We start from the raw sequence: 19000 nt of genomic DNA, 5'->3' as shown, positions 1-19000 counted from the left end.
TACAAACGTTATTTGAACTTATCTTTTATTTTATTGATCCCATCTTTGATAGCCGTGTACGTTTCTTCCGTACTCGTTTTTCCCGTGAGAAGCTTCGTCATATTATCTTGCACAAGCGTCTCTATCTCAGGTTGCCCTACGATGGTAGCCATGGGTACACCATTGTTGACAAGAATTTGGTTAAAGTCTTGCAAAATTCGTTTGTGGCCATCAATGGCTTTTGGGTAAACCTTTTCAGCCTTCTTGACGATCTCATCCAAATTTGCAGTTTTCATTGCCGTGACATTGACTACGGCTGCTTCTGACGTATTGAACTCGGAAGAGGACCACTCTTCGATTAGCTTCCATGCAACATCTTTATTTTTGCTGCCTTTGAACATGCCTACTCCAACGCTCGATACCGGTGCTTGTGCCTTGTCCCCGGAAGGTCCTTTCGGATAAGGAATCGCTCTGGTTACCTTAATGATGTCCGGATTGATGCTGTACACATTAGCAGAAAAGTAGGTTCCTGCAGCAACCATGCCCACTTCTCCGTTGCTAAACGATCGCCACATTTCCGGATAGCCCCAAGTGAAATGTGCCTTAGGCTCAAAAGCTTCTAGTTTTTTGAAGTGATCCAGTGTCTCGATATATTTTTTCTTTGATGCTTCCGATGTATCGCTGAGCAGAAGCCCATTGCTATATGCGGCGGTGAAAGGAACTCTGAAAGCAAAACGAGCTACGCCCATTGGGTATCCAAAGCCGTACTTATCGCCTTTGGTCATGAGTTGTGCGGCTTTCTCTACGTTTTCCCATGTTTTTAATTCTTCAACTTTCATGCCGGCTTCGTTCAACATTTGTTCATTTACCATGAGGGTAAAGGAGTTGGCAAGATTCGGAACGGAATAGATTTTATCTCCTCTGGACGCATATTCCAGTGTGCCTGGTAGAAAATCATCTTTTTTCAATGCAGCGCCTGGTTTATTCATATAGGGAGAAATATCCTCCAATCCATCCAGCTGAATAAGGCTTGTGACGTCTTGAGTCATCGTTATATCCGGATAATCGGCAGAGGATAGCATAATAGGCAGCTTCTTCTCCATATCCTGCCAGGATAAGAACATGTACTCAATGTTGACGTTTGGATACTTTTCTTTCATTTTTGTTTTAAATTGATCGGCTAACTCTTTTTCTGCCTCTGATGTTCCCGGATAGACGAAACGTATATCCGCTTTCACGGTTTTCCAATCGATTTCTTTCGTTGATGCTGCCGGAGTTGTGTTCGATGCACTTTTTTCCTCTTTGTTAGAACTACAGCCTGTCAACGCTACACTTGCCAGTACTACGAGGCTGATTAGGATCGTTGCAGGCTTTTTTAACTGTTTCATGTTTACCCCTCCTTGATGATTTGGATACAAATTTATCGTAAATGTTCTCGAATTTTATTACAATGTGACGATTTTAAGGATTAGTGGACTTATTCAAGCAAGTGGGGAAAGGCTATACCTTAGACGTTTGCAAAGCTTTATAATGCTAGTAATTAACATAAGTGAGGAGAAAACAGGATGCTTCAATTCAAAACATTGCAAACCAAAATGCTTGTTTCCTTCATTTTGCTCGTGCTTATTCCCGTCATTGGCCTTGGCAGCTTTTCATACTACATAGCAACCCGTTTTTTGGAGAAACAGACGATGCAGAATCAAGTGCAAATCATCCGGCTTATTGCCGACAATATTAAGCATATGCTGGATGATGCCACCGACCTTTCTTCCTTTATTGTGGGGAACGAAACCATTCAATCGATGCTAAGCCAAACTGCTCCTTCGTATATTGGAGATCCACAAAAGACAATTTTCAATTATTTATCTAATTTAAAACAAGCTAAAAAGTATATATCATTTATTGTTTTGTATGGAGAAAATGATTTTATGTTTAAGGATTTCTCGGAGTTTTTCAGGCAGGTGGTACCCTATGAAGAATTTAAAGAGTCCCCATTATATATGGCTACGGCTGCGCGTAACGGTCAATCTCATTTGGATTATTCGGGATCGCCTTTGTTTATTTACGCGCATAATTACAATGACATCGTGTTAGGTCGACGTATTCTAAGTTTGTATGATGCAGACAAAAAGTTGGGGATGTTTTTTCTTGGAATTAATAGAGATGCCATAAGAGATGCCATCCAAGATGTGCAGATCAGTCGGACGACCAATCTGCTTCTCTTCGACGACAATTATCGACTCGTTGCAAGTAAGTTGGATGATAAAGAAATGAGCAAGCATTTTAAGGACAATGTGAACGGAATTAAAAATCTGCTTCAGCCCAATCAAACCTGGATCTATGAAATAGGAAATAAAAAATATTTAGCTGCGAACACGTCTATTGAGCTATATCGATGGCATATTGTGAGCCTTACTCCGATGGACGACATCCAAAAGCAATATAGCATTGTGCTCAGCAGCACGATCATATTGTCGTTCTCACTCCTGCTAGTTGCGATTGTGATGTCTATATTGCTTTCTAAAGGCATTACACTGCCTATTAAGAAATTGCTTCGGTCTATGAACAATTTTAAACGAGGGGACTTTAATCAAAAGGTCCCTGTGGAGTCGAAAGATGAAATCGGGCTGCTCACGCAAAAGTATAATGAAATGGTCGCCCAATTGAATGAACTAATTCAGAAAGTTTATATCAGTCAAACGAATCAGAAAATGATTGAATTGAAAACACTTCAAGCACAGATTGAGCCACATTTCCTGTACAATACGTTGGATTACATTTTCTTTAGTTCAAAAATCAACGGAGATAACCAAACGGCTAAAGTCGTTCAATCGTTGAGCGAATTGTTCCGGCTTTCGCTGAATAAGGGTGAAGATTACTACAAATTAGAAAATGAAATGAATCAAATCAAAGCCTATATCAATATTCAACATGCACGTTTTCCTAGTCGATTCACTCCCATTTATCATATCGATTCCACCATTGGCCATTTTATTACGTTGAAGCTTCTTCTCCAACCTATTGTGGAAAATGCCATCCTACATGCGTTCGAACCGCCTACAGATCGCCAAGGAGTACTATTAATTGGTTCTTATGTTCAAGAAAGGGATGTTGTTTGGATCGTTCAAGACAATGGTAATGGAATGAATCCGGATCAGGTGGAACAACTGTTATACATACCAGTACGAAGTAAAGGCGGTTATGGCTTGCGAAATGTGAACGAACGGTTGCAGATGATGTTTGGTCCTGAATATGCCCTGCAAATCAACAGTATTCCTGAGATCGGCACCACTGTGATTGTAAGAATTCCAATCATCGAAAATGAAACACAATGGGGGAAACTATATGAAAGTCATGGTCATTGATGATGAAGCGATTGTTATAAAAGGATTGAGCATGTTAATTCCATGGGGGGAATACGGCTTTGAATGGCTTCCGCCGGCTGAAAATGGGAGGAATGCTTTGGAGCAAATGGCATGCATAATGCCCCATTTGATTATAGTGGATTGTCAAATGCCAATCATGGGGGGCGTGGAATTGCTTACAGAAATTCGCAATCGGAAATGGTCAATGAAATCCATCATTCTCAGCGGCCACGATGAATTTGACTATGTCAGACAAGCACTTCAGCTTGGAGCTTCGGATTACCTTCTTAAGCCGCCGGACACGGATATGATGTTAGAAGTGCTCATTAAAATAAAAAAAGAATGGGAGGAAGAAAACCGACGCAACCACCAACTACAGGAAAATATGCCTCTAATCCGTGACAGGTTTTTAAGAAGCTTACTGGAAGGAGCTCGACTTAACAAGAAGTTGTTTATGGAGAAAACTGCCTACCTGAAGGTTCCGTTGACCTTGCAGCCTTTCCGGATGGTCTTGCTGCAAATTGAACAGGACCCCGAAACCCTCAGAAATTATAATTATGAAGATCAGCAACTGATGAATTTCGCTATCCAGAATATTGCTGAGGAAACGTTGCAACGATGGGAAAATAAATGCATGTTTCTGAAGAAATCGGGACAGTTTGTGATGATTATTAATATGTCATTTGCTATGGAGGAACTTCGCCGTGACCTGCAGCATTTGGTGATAAATATTAAGCAAACCTTAAAATACTTTGTTACCGTCGGGATCTCAGCCCATAATGAACAATTGGTTCTCGAAGGGAAGATGGCCTATGAACAGGCTCAAATGGCCTTGGAATATAAATATTACACTGGACCAAACGAAGTCATTTTTATTGATGACTTAGACTGGGAAATGTCAAAGAGCAAGAGAAAGAACGATGGACGGGAGTCTTTAATAACTGAAGCGTCTACAACTGAAGAAATATCAACTGCTTATGAACGGCTGCGAATGGCACTTAAGATAGGTAATCTTCAGGAATTAGAGGATTGGATGCACTCATTTTTCAATGAACTGCAAGAGAAGGAGATTACAATTCCATTAACGAAAACGGAAAGTCTGCAAGCCATGATATATGGCGCCAGCGTTATTTCCGAATTGCATCCCAAGTTGCAATTGGATCATCTATTGACTGCTGAGCAAATTCAATACGTTGTAGCCGCTGCTACCTTGCAGGAACTTAGTCAAATTTGCAAAACGTTTCTTCGTTATTTGCTCCAGTTAACCGTTGATTTGCGAAAATCCGGCAGGAATAACGTTGTGGAAGCTGCTAAAACTATGCTAGAAACCAAGTATGCAAGTAACCTTTCTTTGGATACCATTGCCAAAGAAGTTTTTGTGTCGCCTGTCTATCTAAGCTTTTTGTTTAAACAGGTAGAAGGCATAAATTTAACTGACTATGTAACCCAGGTTCGGATGGATAAAGCTAAGGAACTGCTGCTCGGCTCTAATCTCAAAACCTATGAGATCGCCAATCAAGTGGGGTACCAAGACGAAAAATATTTTAGTCGGCTTTTCAAGAAGAAGATCGGGATGACTCCTACTGAATTCCGTCAATAAGACTAGCGATATAAAGCGAGTGATTGTAATAGAGAGGGGTAGTCTATGAGATTCAGCATTTCAGGAAAGGTCATGTTTGTTTACAGTTTGGTTTTCATAACGATCATTTTTTTGTCTTTTTGGCTGTCTTATACAGGTACCGTAGGACGATTGGAGCAGGATCTGAAGAATACTCATGTTGCTCTGTTGAAGCAAATTGATGATAAAATCGAGATCGTGTTTCGTCAAACGGAGAAAGATTTGCTCAATATGTCGCAGGAGTTAGAGTATGTATATTTTATGTATGACAGTTATGATGATGCAGCTCAGAAATATGCGAATTTTTTTGGATTATCAAACAAACTGAAGACGATTGTGCACACGAATGAACTGTTTGCTTCAATATTCCTTTATTCAGAGGTAAGTGGCGATATGCTGACTGATAAAACATATATGAAGAGAAGTGACTCGAAAGACAGCTGGTTGGCTACTTATATCAAGATGAAAGGGCATTCAAAATGGCTGACTACGCATAAAGTATGGGATGGCGAAAAAGAACAGGATGTTGTCACGCTAATTCGTTCCTATCCATCGATCAGCAGCCCTGAATATCGAAAGGGACTTGTTGCCATCAATATCAGTGAAGATGTTCTTTATCGGATGATCAAGGATGTGTATGAAGAAGACCAGGGCGGACATACCTTCATTATTGATGATCAAGCAAACATAGTGACTCATGACGACGCAACGCAATTATATAAGAACTTGGCACACATTCCTTATATTCAACAGATCTTGAGCCATAACGGAAGCGGACATTTCACAGTGAAAATGGAGGGAATTGAGCAATCGATATTTTATACGGCCTCTACTTATACGGGGTGGCGAATTGTCAGCGTTATTCCCAAATCTAACGTATATCAGCCTTTGAAGTCTACACGGAGTCTAATGATTGCATTTGCCATCGGTATGGTTCTTTTAGCTCTAAGTGTTCTTTTTTACGTAAACCGTCGGACCTTTAAACCCTTGGATCGATTAGCCGGGAAAATGTCAGGAGCGTTCAAGCCAGTCCATCCTGAAGATGAGCCGATGAGAAGTGCTGTTGGGCTTGGTTACCTAGAAACGGTATTCGATCAAATGTTTGTAGACCGTGAACAACTAGAAAAGCAGGTCCGGGATTCCAAGCCAGTATTGAAATGGAGAATCATCTTGGATATGCTGTCTGGCTATAGAACGGAGTATGCATCCGTGCGCCAACACTTGGAATTTACTGGAATACACTTGTATTCTGAACGGTTTGTCGTGTGTACAGCCGAGATCGGTAAGGAGGGCGGCGTCAGCCCGAAGGATGAAACCTTGTATACGTATGCGTTATGCAACGTTGCGGAAGAGTTGATGAATATGGAAAATTCGGGGGTTGCTGTTGATTTAGGAGCGGGTTTCGCTGCCATTGTTTTTAGCTTTGCAGAAGGAGATATGGAACAAAACCATTTGCGTGCATTAGCCGTCCTCGAGTTGGTTTTGGATGTCATGAAGAGGCAATTCGGGCTTCAGGTGACCATTGGTGTAGGAAGATGCTATCAGGATATGAAGGATATCCCCATATCGTACGACGAGTCGCATAAAGCCCTGCAATACAAAATGGTCATCGGGAGTCATTCAGTCATTTCTATTGAGGATTTGCTGGGGCATGATAATCAGGACTATTACCGCATGATAAAGATGACGGATCGAATCGTAGAAGCATTAAAGCAGACAGAAAACGAGAAATTAAAGGAATATATAACGGAATTGTTTCGAGAAGCGGTAAACGGAAGCTTATCTCCCGATTTGATAAGGCAGCTTTCCTACGATTTGATTATGAAATCATTGCAGGTCGTTGCTTCGGTCGGCATAAATACGGAGGAATCACTTGAAGAGATGGGTAATCTACACCAACGGATACATCAATGCGACAATTGGCAGGATACGCAGCAGATCGTCAAAACTGTACTTGAAGGATTAGCCGGGAAAATTGAGGGGAAACGCAGTCAACGGGGAAGCAATAAGACAATTGACAGGTTGTTGCCTTACATTCGAGATCATTATCGTGAGAGTGAATTTTCTCTCGAGTTGCTATCCGAAAAGTTTCAGTTAAATCCGACATATGTAAGCAAGCTGTTCAAAGAATATATGGAGAAAAACTTCATTGATTATTTGATTGAGATCCGGATCAATGCTTCCAAGGAGCTGCTTGTTGTTAAGAATCGCAAGATTAACGATATCGCAGAATGGGTTGGGTATACAAATACACGCAGCTACCTTCGGGCTTTCAAAAAATATACGGGCATGACGCCCACTGAATATCGGGAGTGGGTTCTCGGATGTGAAGCAAATTCTGCGTCGGAGTAAGCTTCAAGGAGCAAAAACCCAAGATAAAGGTACCACCCTAAAGAAATGTAACCAGGCAATATACATAAAAAGGAACATACCTCATAACACGTCTATTTCCTTCTCTTGTCACCTCTCCTACAATCAAATTGTAACCGAACGAAAGGTTTGACAAAAAGACTTACGAGAGGGTGAATCGATATGAAGGGTAGGCTCCCGGCAACAGAATTACGGACCGGGACACAAACGGTTGGAATCGGAAGGTTCAGGCAGTCGGTATGGAGAAGGCTGATGCGGGATAAGTATTTATATATGATGCTCCTGCCCGTAATCAGCTTTTATGTCCTGTTCAAATACGCTCCGATGCTTGGTGAGATCATTGCTTTTAAGAATTATCGGTTTGCGGACGGCATATTCGGAAGCCAGTGGGTTGGATTCAAGCATTTCCAAATGATTTTCGCTAGCCCGGACTTTTGGAGGATATTAAGAAACACACTCGTACTTAACTTGTACAGTCTCGTTCTTGGATTCCCTGTCCCGATTGTCCTTGCTCTTCTGCTTAATGAAGTAAGGCGGAAATGGTATAAGAGCATTGTGCAAAATATGTTGTACGTCCCCCACTTCATGTCATGGGCAGTTTTGGGCGGAATTGTGGTTGCCGTGTTCTCACCGAGCACGGGGATTGTGAATATGGTCATCAAGAAATTAACCGTAGGGGAATCCGTTTACTTCATGGCAGATTCTTTTTGGTGGCCGATTGTGTATACGTTATCGAGCACTTGGAGGGAAGCAGGGTGGGGGACGATTCTGTATATGGCAGCAATGGCCTCGATCGATCCGCAGCTCTATGATGCAGCGAAGATGGACGGTGCCAACAAGCTGCGACAAATTTGGCACATTACATTACCGGGCATTCGGAGTACGATTGCCATTCTGCTTATTCTTAGAATGGGACAAATGATGGATGTGGGGTTGGAACAAACGCTCGTTCTGCAAAATAACTCCGTACTTGATGTTGCAGATGTCATTAGCACCTATGTGTATAGGGTAGGTTTGCAGAATATGAGTTACAGCTATACAACGGCGATCGGCCTGTTCCAATCGGCTATTGGCCTGATCCTGATCGTTGGCGTTAACCGGATGATTCGAGTATCCGGGGAACGGGGGTTATGGTAACCCATGAATAGGACAAACAAAGAGATTCTAAATGGAATGGCAAGAATAAGTATTTACATACTTCTCGGTTGTATCTCGTTACTAACCCTATTCCCGTTCTGGTACGAAATTGTGGCATCCTTCAGCAGCAGCAGGGCGATTAATTCCGGCGAAGTTTTCTTATGGCCAATCGAGTTCAATGTAGTTGCTTATGAACGTTTGTTTGACGATGGCCAGTTATTCGTGGCCATGCGCAACACGGTTGTCGTCACGATTGTTGGAACGGTGCTTAATATGGTCATGACGATTCTGGCAGCCTATCCGCTCTCGAGACGGAGACTTCTCGGTCGAAATGCGCTGCTGATGATGATCACGGTTACGATGTTGTTTGTCGCGGGCATCATTCCCAACTTTATCCTCATCAAAACGTTGGGGTTAATGAACTCGTATTGGGCTGTTTGGCTGCCTGGATTGATCAGCACTTACAACATGTTTGTGATGAAAACATTCATGGAAGGGCTGCCGGAGGAAATTGAGGAGTCTGCGGCGATGGATGGTGCCGGCGATTTGCGAATATTAATGCAGATCTTTATCCCGCTCTGCAAGCCGATTTTGGCTGCATTATCCTTGTTTTACGCCGTTAGTTGGTGGAACAGTTACTTTAATGTGATGCTCTATATCACAAAGTCGGCCAAACTGACCGTCATGGTGAAGCTGTATCAGATGGTCAACAAGGTGGATGAGAATTTATTAAACAATATTGGAGGAAACGATGCGGCGGAACGCATTCTACTTACGCCGGAAGCGATTAAAGCGGCTGCTGTCGTCATTGCCGTGATGCCGATTCTTTGCGTATATCCATTCCTCCAGAAATATTTTGTCAAAGGCGTCTTGATCGGATCGGTCAAAGGTTGATGTCCCGAGCGAACTGACGCTAGATATGAATATCATACAGATAAAGGGGATAAAAGAATGAGCAAGTTGAAATACGCAGGAAATGCAGTTCTCGCTGTAACCATGTCTTTGACATTACTTGTCGCATGCAGCTCCAACCAGACTACTTCGGTGCAACCTAGCAGTTCACCCGGTTCCACCACCGCACCCGGTCTAGGTCCCAAGAAGGAAATCAGCGTATCCATGTTCGATCGCGGTACAGTGCCGACGGAGGAAGGCACCTATGAAAGCAACCGGTGGACAAAGTGGATCAATGAGAACTCACCTGTGAATGTTAAATGGGTTCCTATTACCCGGAGCCAGGCGCAGCCCAAATTAAACGCTCTAATCGCGTCCGGTGAAGCACCTGATTTGATCTGGGAATACGACCGGAATTATATCAGCCAGTTGGCCAATCAAGGCGTTATACAGCCGATCGGCGATTATATCAACAAGTACAGCACGACGTATAAAGCATATTTGGAGAAACATCCGGAGCTTAAGCCTTATCTGAACGTCAATGGTCAAACGTATGCGGTTTCGTTCGCTCGAGATACGGTCGCAAATCACGGCATGTGGATTCGCCAGGACTGGCTAGATAAGCTAGGTCTGAAGACTCCGACTACGGCAGAGGAATTTCTCGATGTCGCTCGCAAATTTAGAGACGGTGACCCGGATGGCAACGGCAAAGCGGACACCGTACCGATTTCATTAAGCAGTAGCGGTGTCGGTATTTTACGCGCTTTATTTTTTACCCAGGAAAATCAGTGGTATGTGGAAGGCGGCAAGCTGGAATACGGTAGGCTCCTTGACCGTTATGCGGATTCGCTTGCGTTCCAGAAGCAGCTCTTTGACGAAGGGCTTATCGACAAGGAATATATTACAGACACTAATTTTCAGCGATCAAGCCAGTTGTTGACGACCGGTAAAGCAGGCATATATTTGGGGCAATGGGGTGCGGGGAGTATGGATAACGCCTATCGCGATTTGCTGAAAAATGTGCCAGATGCGAAGTTGACTCCGCTTGAATCGATCAGTACCAAGTATGGCAAGGACGGCTTATATCAGGAAGCGCCACCAAGCGTATTTACCGTATTTAACAGCAAAATGAAGGAAGATCAAATCAAATCGGCCATCCAATTTATAGACTGGATGCTGAAGGATGGATGGGTACCTCTCAAGTATGGGGAGGAGAACGTGCATTATAAAACGGTTGATGGCGCTCGGCAGACCATCAATCAGGACAAATTTATCAAGGAAGTCAGTTATGCCGGCGAATACGCGCTCATGATCGATTCGATGATGACACCCAAATTAATCGTAGACATGGCGGCCAAAGATGAGATATCTCAGAACTATGCCAAGTTAAAGGCGAAATCGCTCGAATTGACGATGAAGAATACATACCGGAGGGATATACCATACAGCCCAGATATTCCTGAACTAACCCAGTTGATCTCTACGTTCTCACCGATCGCTGTTCAGATTGAAACGAAAGTGGTTACCGGTGGGAAGTCCATAACAGCCCAGGATGGACTGAACGACCTCCGCAAAGAATGGAAGCGCCTTGGCGGAGATAACGTAGATAAACAGGTCCAGGATTGGTATCAGAAGAACAAGAACAATTTTAAATAACAATCTGTACCGAAATTGGCAAGTACTTTTTCCGGATGTCCATCATGTCCGGGGAAAGCGCTTGGCAACTATTTTAAAATAACGATATGAGGTGAGTAAATGATAAAAAAGATGCAATTGAAAATAACGAGTATGGTTTTAGCCTTTTCAATGACAGCTGCTTTGCTCCAAGGTTTTGTTGCTCCGATTGTTCCCTATGCAAAAGATAAAATGTCTGCTTTAGCTGCGGTATCTAATCCGGTTATCTCACAAGTATATCCGATCGAAGACACCTATGTCAGAAATGGAGGGAATGCGAATGCGAACTTTGGATCCTCTACAACACTAAGTGTAAAGAGTTTTGATGCAGATATCAATATTAACCGACAAGCTTTCATGAAATATGATTTAAGCTCTTTTGCAGGTGAGATCGGATCGGCCAAGTTAAAGATATATGCCATTGACACGGAGAATTCAACGATCGGCGTTCAATTGTTTGGCATGGAAGACGACGCATGGAAAGGAAACACGGTAACTTGGAATACCAAGCCAATTCCCGAACATTATATAACCAATATCAATGTTGGCAAAATAGCGAGCTGGTATGAAATCGATGTGACGGCATTTGTGAAAAAGCAAAAGGAATTAGATCAAACGGTAAGTTTCGCGTTTTTGGAGCAAGCGGCAAAAGGTCACGCTGTGAACATCAACAGCGTGGAGAATACGGAGAACCGTCCGTATTTGGAGATTTCCGCTGATCGAGTAAATGCAAGCGCTCCCAATTGGCTGTCTGGGGGATCCGTCAACATTTCTAATGTAAGCGCAACAGGCTTGCAATTGAACTGGTCGGCGGCTGCAAACCCGGCAGGCGTTGCCAGTTATACCATTTATCAAAACGGAAATGTCATCGGAACGGTTGGCGGATCGGTAACCTCGTATACAGTGACAGGATTGCAGGTCGGACAAAAGGTTACGTTCAAGGTAGAAGCCGGTAATGCCCTGAATCAATGGAGTAACGACGGGCCCTATGTGACTGTAACGTTGCCCAATCCTAAACAGACGGTTCTGCTGCCACTCGAGGACACCTATGTCCGGGGCGGAGGGAACGCGAATGATAACTATGGAACTTCTGCGTTGCTGGGCGTGAAGAATTTTGCTGCAGATGCCAACTTGAACCGGCAAACGTATATGAAATATGATTTGAATTATTTTGCCAGCGAGATCGGGTCGGCCAAATTAAAGATCTATGCCATTGATACTGAGAATTCGACAATTGGTGTCCAAGTTTTTGGTATGGAGGACGATTCATGGAAAGCAAACACGGTAACTTGGAATACGAAGCCAGCTATCGATACTTACATCGCCAATATCGATGTAGGCAAAACAGCGGGCTGGTATGAAGTCGATGTGACTGCTTTTGTGAAAAGGCAAAAGGCGTTGGATCAGACAGTCAGTTTCGCATTCTTGGAGCAAGCTGCGCAAGGTCATGCTGTGCAAATTAACAGCATGGAAAACACGGTGAATCGGCCTTATCTGGAACTTTCAACAGATCGAATAAATGCAAGCGCTCCCAATTGGTCGTCGGGGGGGAGCCTCACCGTTGCGAATTCAAATGAAACGGGCTTGCAATTAAACTGGTCGACTGCGGCGGACCCTGTTGGCGTAACTGGTTATAAAATCTATCAAAACGGAATCATCCTGGGGACGGTTGCCGGTACTGTAAGCTCTTATACGGTTACGGGTCTGCAAATCGATCAAAAGTACACGTTTAAGGTTGAGGCTGTGAACGGCTTGAATCAATGGAGCACGGATGGGCCCTTTATTACAACGATGTTGCCATCCACAAGTCTGGTACAGCTTCGTCCGGGCAATGTGTTTATTAATAACGAAGCTATTCAGTTTAAGGTAATAACCACAAGACCCAACGTATCCTGGGCAGTCTATGATTATCAAGGAGCTGCGGTTTCCGATGGGATCAGTCCGGTTGTACAGGGTGAGGCCATTTTGACCGTTCCTTTTACAACGTTCGGTTATTTCACTTTACAAATTAAGGTCCAATCGAATATCAGTGATCCCATTTCCATCAAAACTCCGTTTGCCGTGCTTTCTCCCTTAGATCAATCGGGTCATGAGAATTCTCCGTTCGGGATGGCTACTCATCTGCACCGTATCCCGCCGGCAGATGCGGCTAATATGATAAAAATGATGAAATATGCCGGAATCGATATGGTTCGGGACGGCAGAGAATGGAACAGTATTGAAAAGCAAAAGAGTTCATACACCTTTTCTCCTTCTCCTGATGATTACATGGCGAAGTTGAATGATGATCATTTTGATTTCACGTTTGTTTCCGGATTCAACAACCCGTTTTACGATAACAATAGCACCCCCTATACCGATGAGGGCCGTGAAGGATTCGCCAATTATGTGAAAGCATATGTGGATCGTTACGATGGCCAGCTTGATGCCGTCGAGGTTTTCAACGAATTCAACGGAAGCTTCGGGGACAGAGGAAACGGTCCGGCAGATTCCAAACCAGAAAACTATTTTCCATTGCTGAAAAAAACATATGAAACAGTCAAGTCTGCGCATCCTGACATGCCTGTTGTGGGTATGGTCATGGCTATCGACTTGAATTGGATGGAAAAAGTATTCCAGCTTGGGGGCATGCAATATTTGGATGTGATTTCCGTTCATCCTTATGTATATCCCGGTGAGCCGGAGCGGTTGGAAAGTCAAATTAAAGGCTTACAGGACTTGATTCGGACCTACAATAATGGACAGTTGAAACCGATCTGGATCTCCGAGACAGGCTGGCCGACGCAACTGGACAGTCGCGGAGTGGATGAACAGAAGCAGGCGGACTACCTGATTCGTGGTTACGTCGTTTCAATCGCGAACGGTATTGATAAAATCATGTGGTACGATTTTATGAACGATGGTGTTCAGCTCAATTATAACGAAGATAATTTCGGCATCATCCGTAATCCGAATGATAAACTTGGCGCTTACACGCCTAAGCCTGCCTACGCGGCTTATGCGACGATGTCAAGAGCACTTGGCGGCGCACAGTTCGTAAGTGAGGATTCGATGGATGCTGACATCCGAAGTTATGTTTTTGAAAAGGACGGTGAACAAATAAGAGCTTTGTGGGCAGTAGGCTCGTCGGTCCCGGCTGTTATTCATACCACCAATTCGATCCAAATCACGGATGTCATGGGAAATACAGAAACCTACGTCCCCTATAATGGGAATGTGTATGTGACATTAAACGATGAGCCGTTTTTTATAAAAGGGCATATTTCCGGAGTCGAAAAGGATTCCACCTTCTCCCTGCATGGAGATCCCGCTCGGGTCGGTGATCCGATCAAGCTGACATTGGAAACCGATAATACAACATTTGCACCATACTCATTTAACTTGAAGGTTGAAGGCGAGTCATATCCGGTATTTGCCGAGGGTGGGCATAAGGTTACCCAAATGCTGACCGTCTCGAATCTGAATGAACCCGGAGTCCGCTTGGTTAAGGGTTACTTGATGAAAGGGAATGACAAGATCGGCATGATAAGGAGTGCGGTTACAGCTCTCCAGTCTTATGAAGTCAAGGTTCGTCCCATTTTTGCCGACGTAGATACGATGACCAAAACGCTTCAAATTCAGATCAACAATCTTTCTGCCACCAAAGGATTGCAAGTTACAAAAGTCGAATGGAAGTTCGGTACGCAATCGGGAACGAAGGAAATACATGCTGTGGTTCAGTCCAGTTCCGCAGATGTATTTGATATTTCGCTTATCGGTTACGGTCTAGGGGTAACCAATGCGCTTAAAGTCACGGTTTACTTTGATGAATTCGATCCGTTCACTTATGAAGGAACGGCTGAATTCAACCCCATTATGCAAGGGACAGTAAACGTTGGCGGAGGACTCGATCCAGAAACGGCAGCCGCTGCTTCCACAATCGACCTGTCCAAGGGTACGGTCAAGATGACGGGTTATCAAGGCGCAAATGATTTAAGTGGGAAATTTTGGCTTAACTTTGATTCGAATCGTCTGTATATCACAGCCAGAGTCAAAGATAACACCATGACTGCACCCTTTGCTGGAGCGGACATTTATAAAAATGACAGCTTTCAATTCGCAATTTCGAACGGACTCCCGGGAGAGAGTCTCAGTTGGTATGAATATGGGATTTCCCAAACACCAAACGGTCCGCAAATTTATCGCTGGATTACACCTCCGGGAGTAAGTAAAGGGTTAGTGACAAATGGCGATCTTGTCGTGACGAGAGATGAAAATCAGCACGAAACGATTTACGAGTTGGCGCTTCCTTGGTCGGAATTAACGCCGATCAAAGCGGAAAGGAACGGAGTCATCAGCTTCTCTTTATTGGTTAATGACAATGATGGTAACGGCAGGAAAGGTTGGATCGAGTGGGGAGGCGGGATCGGCGACGGCAAATTATCCAATAAGTTTCGTTCCATGCAGTGGATCGTTTCAGATGATACACCGCCGAGTACGGTTGCTGCGGTTGCCGGAACGAAGCATAACGACTGGTATGTATCTGATGCCAAAGTTAACCTGAGTGCCACGGATGATCGGTCCAGCGTGACAGAGTCCGTGTATAGTTTGAATGGCGGTGCCACATGGCAACCCTTCACGCAGGAACTTAGGTTTGTTGAAGATGGAGCACATACGTTGTTATACCGCTCAACCGATGCTGTAGGTAATGTGGAGCAAGCTAAGTCGGTTACATTTAAAATTGACCAGACTTCCCCGGTCGTGCAGATTTCCGGCGTTGGCACGTTTACTGTCGAACAGAATGTAAAGATAACATGTTCGGCCACGGATAGCGTTTCGGGCATTGTTTACAGTAATTGTAACGGGCTGCTGGTTGATAGTCCTGCCTATGTGCTGGGGTTGGGCACACATCAGGTATCGGCAACTGCTGAGGATGCAGCAGGCAACACTTCAATCGAAACATCAAGCTACACAATTCAAGTGACAAGGGACAGCTTAATGACATTAACACAGCGATTCGTAACCGGTGCTGGATCGAACGGAGTGATTAACTCGCTTGTCAAAAAGCTGGAACATTCGCAGTATGGCGCTTATGTGAACGAGATATCAGCGCAAAAAGGAAAACGCATTCCGAACGGGTTGGCAGACATCTTGATTGAACTTGCCCACACGCTAGAATGATGGTTTGCCCCGGTTAGGAAGATAATTCTGACCGGGGCTTTCCTTATATATGGCGGTCCAATCTTTATTTTCAAATGGAATGGAGGGATTTAATATGTTTCGGAGGGGAACAGAGATTTAGCGCTCTCGCCATTGCTGCTCCCGGTAATCGCGCGGCGACATGCCCTTTGTCCGATGAAAGGAGCGGGAGAACGTGGGATAGGAAGAGAAGCCGGATTCGTAGGCGATCTGCGAGATCGGCAAATCTGAGGAAATGAGCAGGCTGCAAGCGTGTCTGATCCGAAGCTCATGAAGGAAATCGATGAAATGGATGCCGAATTCACTTCCGAACTGTGTGCTGAGTTGTGTCGGATGTATATGAAACTGCTCGGACAATGATGTCAGCGATAACGGCTCAAGATAATGGTTGTAAACGTACTGGACAATAGGCCAGATGCTCTTGGAATTTTTTTGGTGTTGCCTTTCAATCCGCTTTCCGTCTGGCTTGTCGCTGCCCCGAACGAACAGTGCCAATGCTTCGAGAAGCAACGCTCGCAGCATGATCGGCTTCCAGGCTTTCGACGATTCGTATTCCCGGTACAACCGTTCCCATAGCAGCAGCCCTTCCTCTAAATCGTGGCCCTCCAATCGGATATGCGTTGATCTGGGATTGTCGCTGCCAATTAGAAGCTCGTACACGCCCCAGGCCGATTCCGGGCCCGCAGTAAGCAGCTTCATATCGAAATTACAAATATACATCTGCAGCGTCTCGCCTGGGGTGGCATCATATTCGTGAATCTGGTAAGGCAGCAGAAGAACGACTGTGCCGGGCTGCAAGTTATGCTCGGTACCGTTGATGCGTTCCTTGCCCGTCCCTTCAAGCACGAATGATAATTCAATAAAGTCATGGCGATGTGACGGGACCGAGGTGTACTTCTTTTTTTTCATGTAAAAAGGAAAGTCTGTTTCGACATTTGGGTATTCGAACAAGTACTGCGGGTACATGGCATCTTTGCCTCCCTTCCGTTCTAGCTTCATTATAATTGAGTCGGTTTCATAAATAAATGAGAGCTTTAATAAAAAAATGAGAAACGCATCACCGTGCCTGGCGCTACAATACAATCATCACGATTCACAACAAGCGCTATGACGCAAGGGAGGAAATAAGAGTATGAACACTAACAATGAAACTACAAACAATGAAAAACGATCTGCGTTTCGCGGTATTTTTACGGCGCTGCTGACACCGATGCATGAGGATGGCGCTATTGATTTCGAATCTTTGGCAAATTTAGTGGAGCATCAAATTGGTCAGGGCATCCATGGGTTTTATGTGGGGGGAAGCACGGGTGAAGGATTCATACTGACAAGCGATGAGCGGGAACAAGTGTTGGAGACGGTGGTCCGAACAGCGGCGGGACGGGTAACGATTATTGCGCACGTCGGCTGCATCAGTACGCTGGAATCAATCAGACTTGCCAAGCACGCGGAAGAGCAAGGTGTCGACGCAGTATCGGCTGTCGTTCCGTTCTACTACAAGGTGACGATGAAAGAAATCCGAGAGCATTACGAGGCCATTATGGCTGCGGTCCCGCTGCCGATGATCGTCTACCATTTTCCCGGAGCGACAGGGGTCAGCTTGTCCATGGACTTCTACGAGCAGATGAGCCGTAATCCGCAATGCATCGGAGTGAAATTCACGTCGCTGAATTTGTTTGAGATGCAGCAGATTCGGGCAAGATGCGGCAGTGAATTCCTGATTTTCAATGGACATGACGAGATCTATTCGGGAGGCGCTTATGCAGGGGCGGACGGTGCCATTGGCAGCACGTTCAACATGATGCCCGGCTTGTTCGCACAGATGTATAAGCTGATAGCGGCAGAAGAGCGGCCTCATATGCCAACGCTGCAGGCGATGCAATCTGAGGCCAACGAGGTGATCGCGCATATGATTCAATTCGATGTCATCGCCTATGAGAAATATATGCTGTACTTGCAGGGAGTTATCTCATCGTGGGCCGTCCGGCAGCCGCTTAAACGGTTTACCGTGAAAGAATGTGAACAAATCAGAGTATTCTACGTTGAGAGTAACGTGCTGTGTCGTCACCGAAGCAATACGGGCATCGGACATTAGGAGGAGTCTGCGATGATTATCGATACGATCCGACATAGGCAGGATCACCAATTTCAATACGGTGAGGCCGTATGTCGTGCACTCGAATACGTCATGAAATTGAATACGGCCGATATGCGTTCTACGGTTGAATTTGAAGGGAAGAACATGTACGTCATGAAGCAGAAACCGATGACAAAGCTGTTTGAGGAACAGCTTGCCGAGGCACATGCTTGTTATGCCGACGTCCATCTCGTGTTAGAAGGGGAAGAGTGGCAAGGCTTCGCATCTACCTCCGATCTGAACCAAGCGGTTGAAGACAAACTGGAGCAGAGTGACTACATCCTGTTCGAACATGTTGAGAACGAAGGACGTATCCGGCTTCTACCAGGCGATTTCACCGTCTATTGGCCGGGCGAAATTCACCGCCCGAATTGTCATCCTGCAGGGAACGTGCATCTGGTCAAGCTCGTTGTTAAGATTCACCGTGATTTGCTTTAAAGCTGGCGACATTCTATACTTTGGCGGTGAACAACGCAAGAATTTACAAGAATTGGAATTACCATATAGTAATGAAAGTTTGAATGCTGCCGCCCCTTCTAAAAGTGACCCATCTTGCTTTTGATGAGACTTAAATAGACAACGATCAGCCCGATAGGCGCTTCTGAGCTATCGGGTTATTTGTTTTTACGTTGCTTATGTTCACAACGTCAA

At 44.6% G+C, this 19000-nt stretch carries 11 protein-coding genes; 9 read left to right on the top strand and 2 right to left on the bottom strand.

What is annotated here, in order from left to right:
* Window positions 1–8: 8 nt before the first annotated feature.
* Entirely contained in the window at window positions 9–1367 is a 1359-nt protein-coding gene (locus tag GC096_RS01080) for an ABC transporter substrate-binding protein (RefSeq protein ID WP_171628450.1), read from the bottom strand.
* 177 nt (window positions 1368–1544) lie between these two features.
* Between GC096_RS01080 and GC096_RS01075 the strand changes: the two genes are divergently transcribed.
* The 7 genes from GC096_RS01075 (at window position 1545) to GC096_RS01045 (ending at window position 16194) form a co-directional block, all read left to right on the top strand.
* Entirely contained in the window at window positions 1545–3344 is a 1800-nt protein-coding gene (locus GC096_RS01075; RefSeq protein WP_171628449.1) for a sensor histidine kinase, read from the top strand.
* Window positions 3325–4944, top strand: coding sequence for a response regulator (locus GC096_RS01070; protein ID WP_171628448.1), 1620 nt, complete (start codon window positions 3325–3327; stop codon window positions 4942–4944). The genes GC096_RS01075 and GC096_RS01070 overlap by 20 nt, the downstream gene beginning before the upstream one ends.
* 45 nt (window positions 4945–4989) lie before the next feature.
* Complete coding sequence (locus GC096_RS01065) at window positions 4990–7314, top strand: helix-turn-helix domain-containing protein (protein WP_171628447.1); 2325 nt, start codon at window positions 4990–4992, stop codon at window positions 7312–7314.
* Between the two features lie 180 nt (window positions 7315–7494).
* Complete coding sequence (locus tag GC096_RS01060; RefSeq protein WP_171628446.1) at window positions 7495–8469, top strand: ABC transporter permease; 975 nt, start codon at window positions 7495–7497, stop codon at window positions 8467–8469.
* A gap of 36 nt (window positions 8470–8505) precedes the next feature.
* Window positions 8506–9363 (top strand): carbohydrate ABC transporter permease, encoded by an 858-nt coding sequence (locus GC096_RS01055; RefSeq protein WP_246302500.1) that lies wholly within the window; start codon window positions 8506–8508, stop codon window positions 9361–9363.
* Between the two features lie 57 nt (window positions 9364–9420).
* Complete coding sequence (locus tag GC096_RS01050; RefSeq protein WP_171628444.1) at window positions 9421–11016, top strand: extracellular solute-binding protein; 1596 nt, start codon at window positions 9421–9423, stop codon at window positions 11014–11016.
* Between the two features lie 99 nt (window positions 11017–11115).
* Window positions 11116–16194: a CBM96 family carbohydrate-binding protein gene (locus tag GC096_RS01045; protein WP_171628443.1), complete on the top strand. Its 5079-nt coding sequence runs from the start codon at window positions 11116–11118 to the stop codon at window positions 16192–16194.
* A gap of 117 nt (window positions 16195–16311) precedes the next feature.
* Here GC096_RS01045 and GC096_RS01040 read toward each other — a convergent pair whose 3' ends face one another.
* Window positions 16312–17211, bottom strand: a complete 900-nt coding sequence (locus tag GC096_RS01040) for an AraC family transcriptional regulator (RefSeq protein WP_171628442.1) — start codon at window positions 17209–17211, stop codon at window positions 16312–16314.
* A 133-nt stretch (window positions 17212–17344) separates the two neighbouring features.
* Here GC096_RS01040 and GC096_RS01035 point away from each other — a divergent pair, with 133 nt between their 5' ends.
* A complete protein-coding gene (locus tag GC096_RS01035) occupies window positions 17345–18307 on the top strand; it encodes an N-acetylneuraminate lyase (protein ID WP_171628441.1) in 963 nt (320 codons plus the stop codon).
* Window positions 18308–18319: 12 nt separating this feature from the next.
* Entirely contained in the window at window positions 18320–18787 is a 468-nt protein-coding gene (locus GC096_RS01030) for a NanQ anomerase/TabA/YiaL family protein (RefSeq protein WP_171628440.1), read from the top strand.
* Window positions 18788–19000 lie beyond the last annotated feature (213 nt).

The organism is Paenibacillus plantarum (assembly GCF_013141695.1).
Lineage (GTDB): Bacteria > Bacillota > Bacilli > Paenibacillales > NBRC-103111 > Paenibacillus_E > Paenibacillus_E plantarum.
Note: the sequence above shows the minus strand (reverse complement) of the source record. Positions and strands in the feature narration are given on the sequence as shown.

Excerpts from the sequence above, each read along its gene's own strand:
- GC096_RS01075 (WP_171628449.1), top strand. The coding sequence starts at position 1,545 with ATGCTTCAATTCAAAACATTGCAAACCAAAATGCTTGTTTCCTTCATT.
- GC096_RS01045 (WP_171628443.1), top strand. The coding sequence starts at position 11,116 with ATGATAAAAAAGATGCAATTGAAAATAACGAGTATGGTTTTAGCCTTT.
- GC096_RS01050 (WP_171628444.1), top strand. The coding sequence starts at position 9,421 with ATGAGCAAGTTGAAATACGCAGGAAATGCAGTTCTCGCTGTAACCATG.
- GC096_RS01080 (WP_171628450.1), bottom strand. The coding sequence starts at position 1,367 with ATGAAACAGTTAAAAAAGCCTGCAACGATCCTAATCAGCCTCGTAGTA.
- GC096_RS01070 (WP_171628448.1), top strand. The coding sequence starts at position 3,325 with ATGAAAGTCATGGTCATTGATGATGAAGCGATTGTTATAAAAGGATTG.
- GC096_RS01030 (WP_171628440.1), top strand. The coding sequence starts at position 18,320 with ATGATTATCGATACGATCCGACATAGGCAGGATCACCAATTTCAATAC.
- GC096_RS01060 (WP_171628446.1), top strand. The coding sequence starts at position 7,495 with ATGAAGGGTAGGCTCCCGGCAACAGAATTACGGACCGGGACACAAACG.
- GC096_RS01055 (WP_246302500.1), top strand. The coding sequence starts at position 8,506 with ATGGCAAGAATAAGTATTTACATACTTCTCGGTTGTATCTCGTTACTA.
- GC096_RS01035 (WP_171628441.1), top strand. The coding sequence starts at position 17,345 with ATGAACACTAACAATGAAACTACAAACAATGAAAAACGATCTGCGTTT.
- GC096_RS01065 (WP_171628447.1), top strand. The coding sequence starts at position 4,990 with ATGAGATTCAGCATTTCAGGAAAGGTCATGTTTGTTTACAGTTTGGTT.
- GC096_RS01040 (WP_171628442.1), bottom strand. The coding sequence starts at position 17,211 with ATGAAGCTAGAACGGAAGGGAGGCAAAGATGCCATGTACCCGCAGTAC.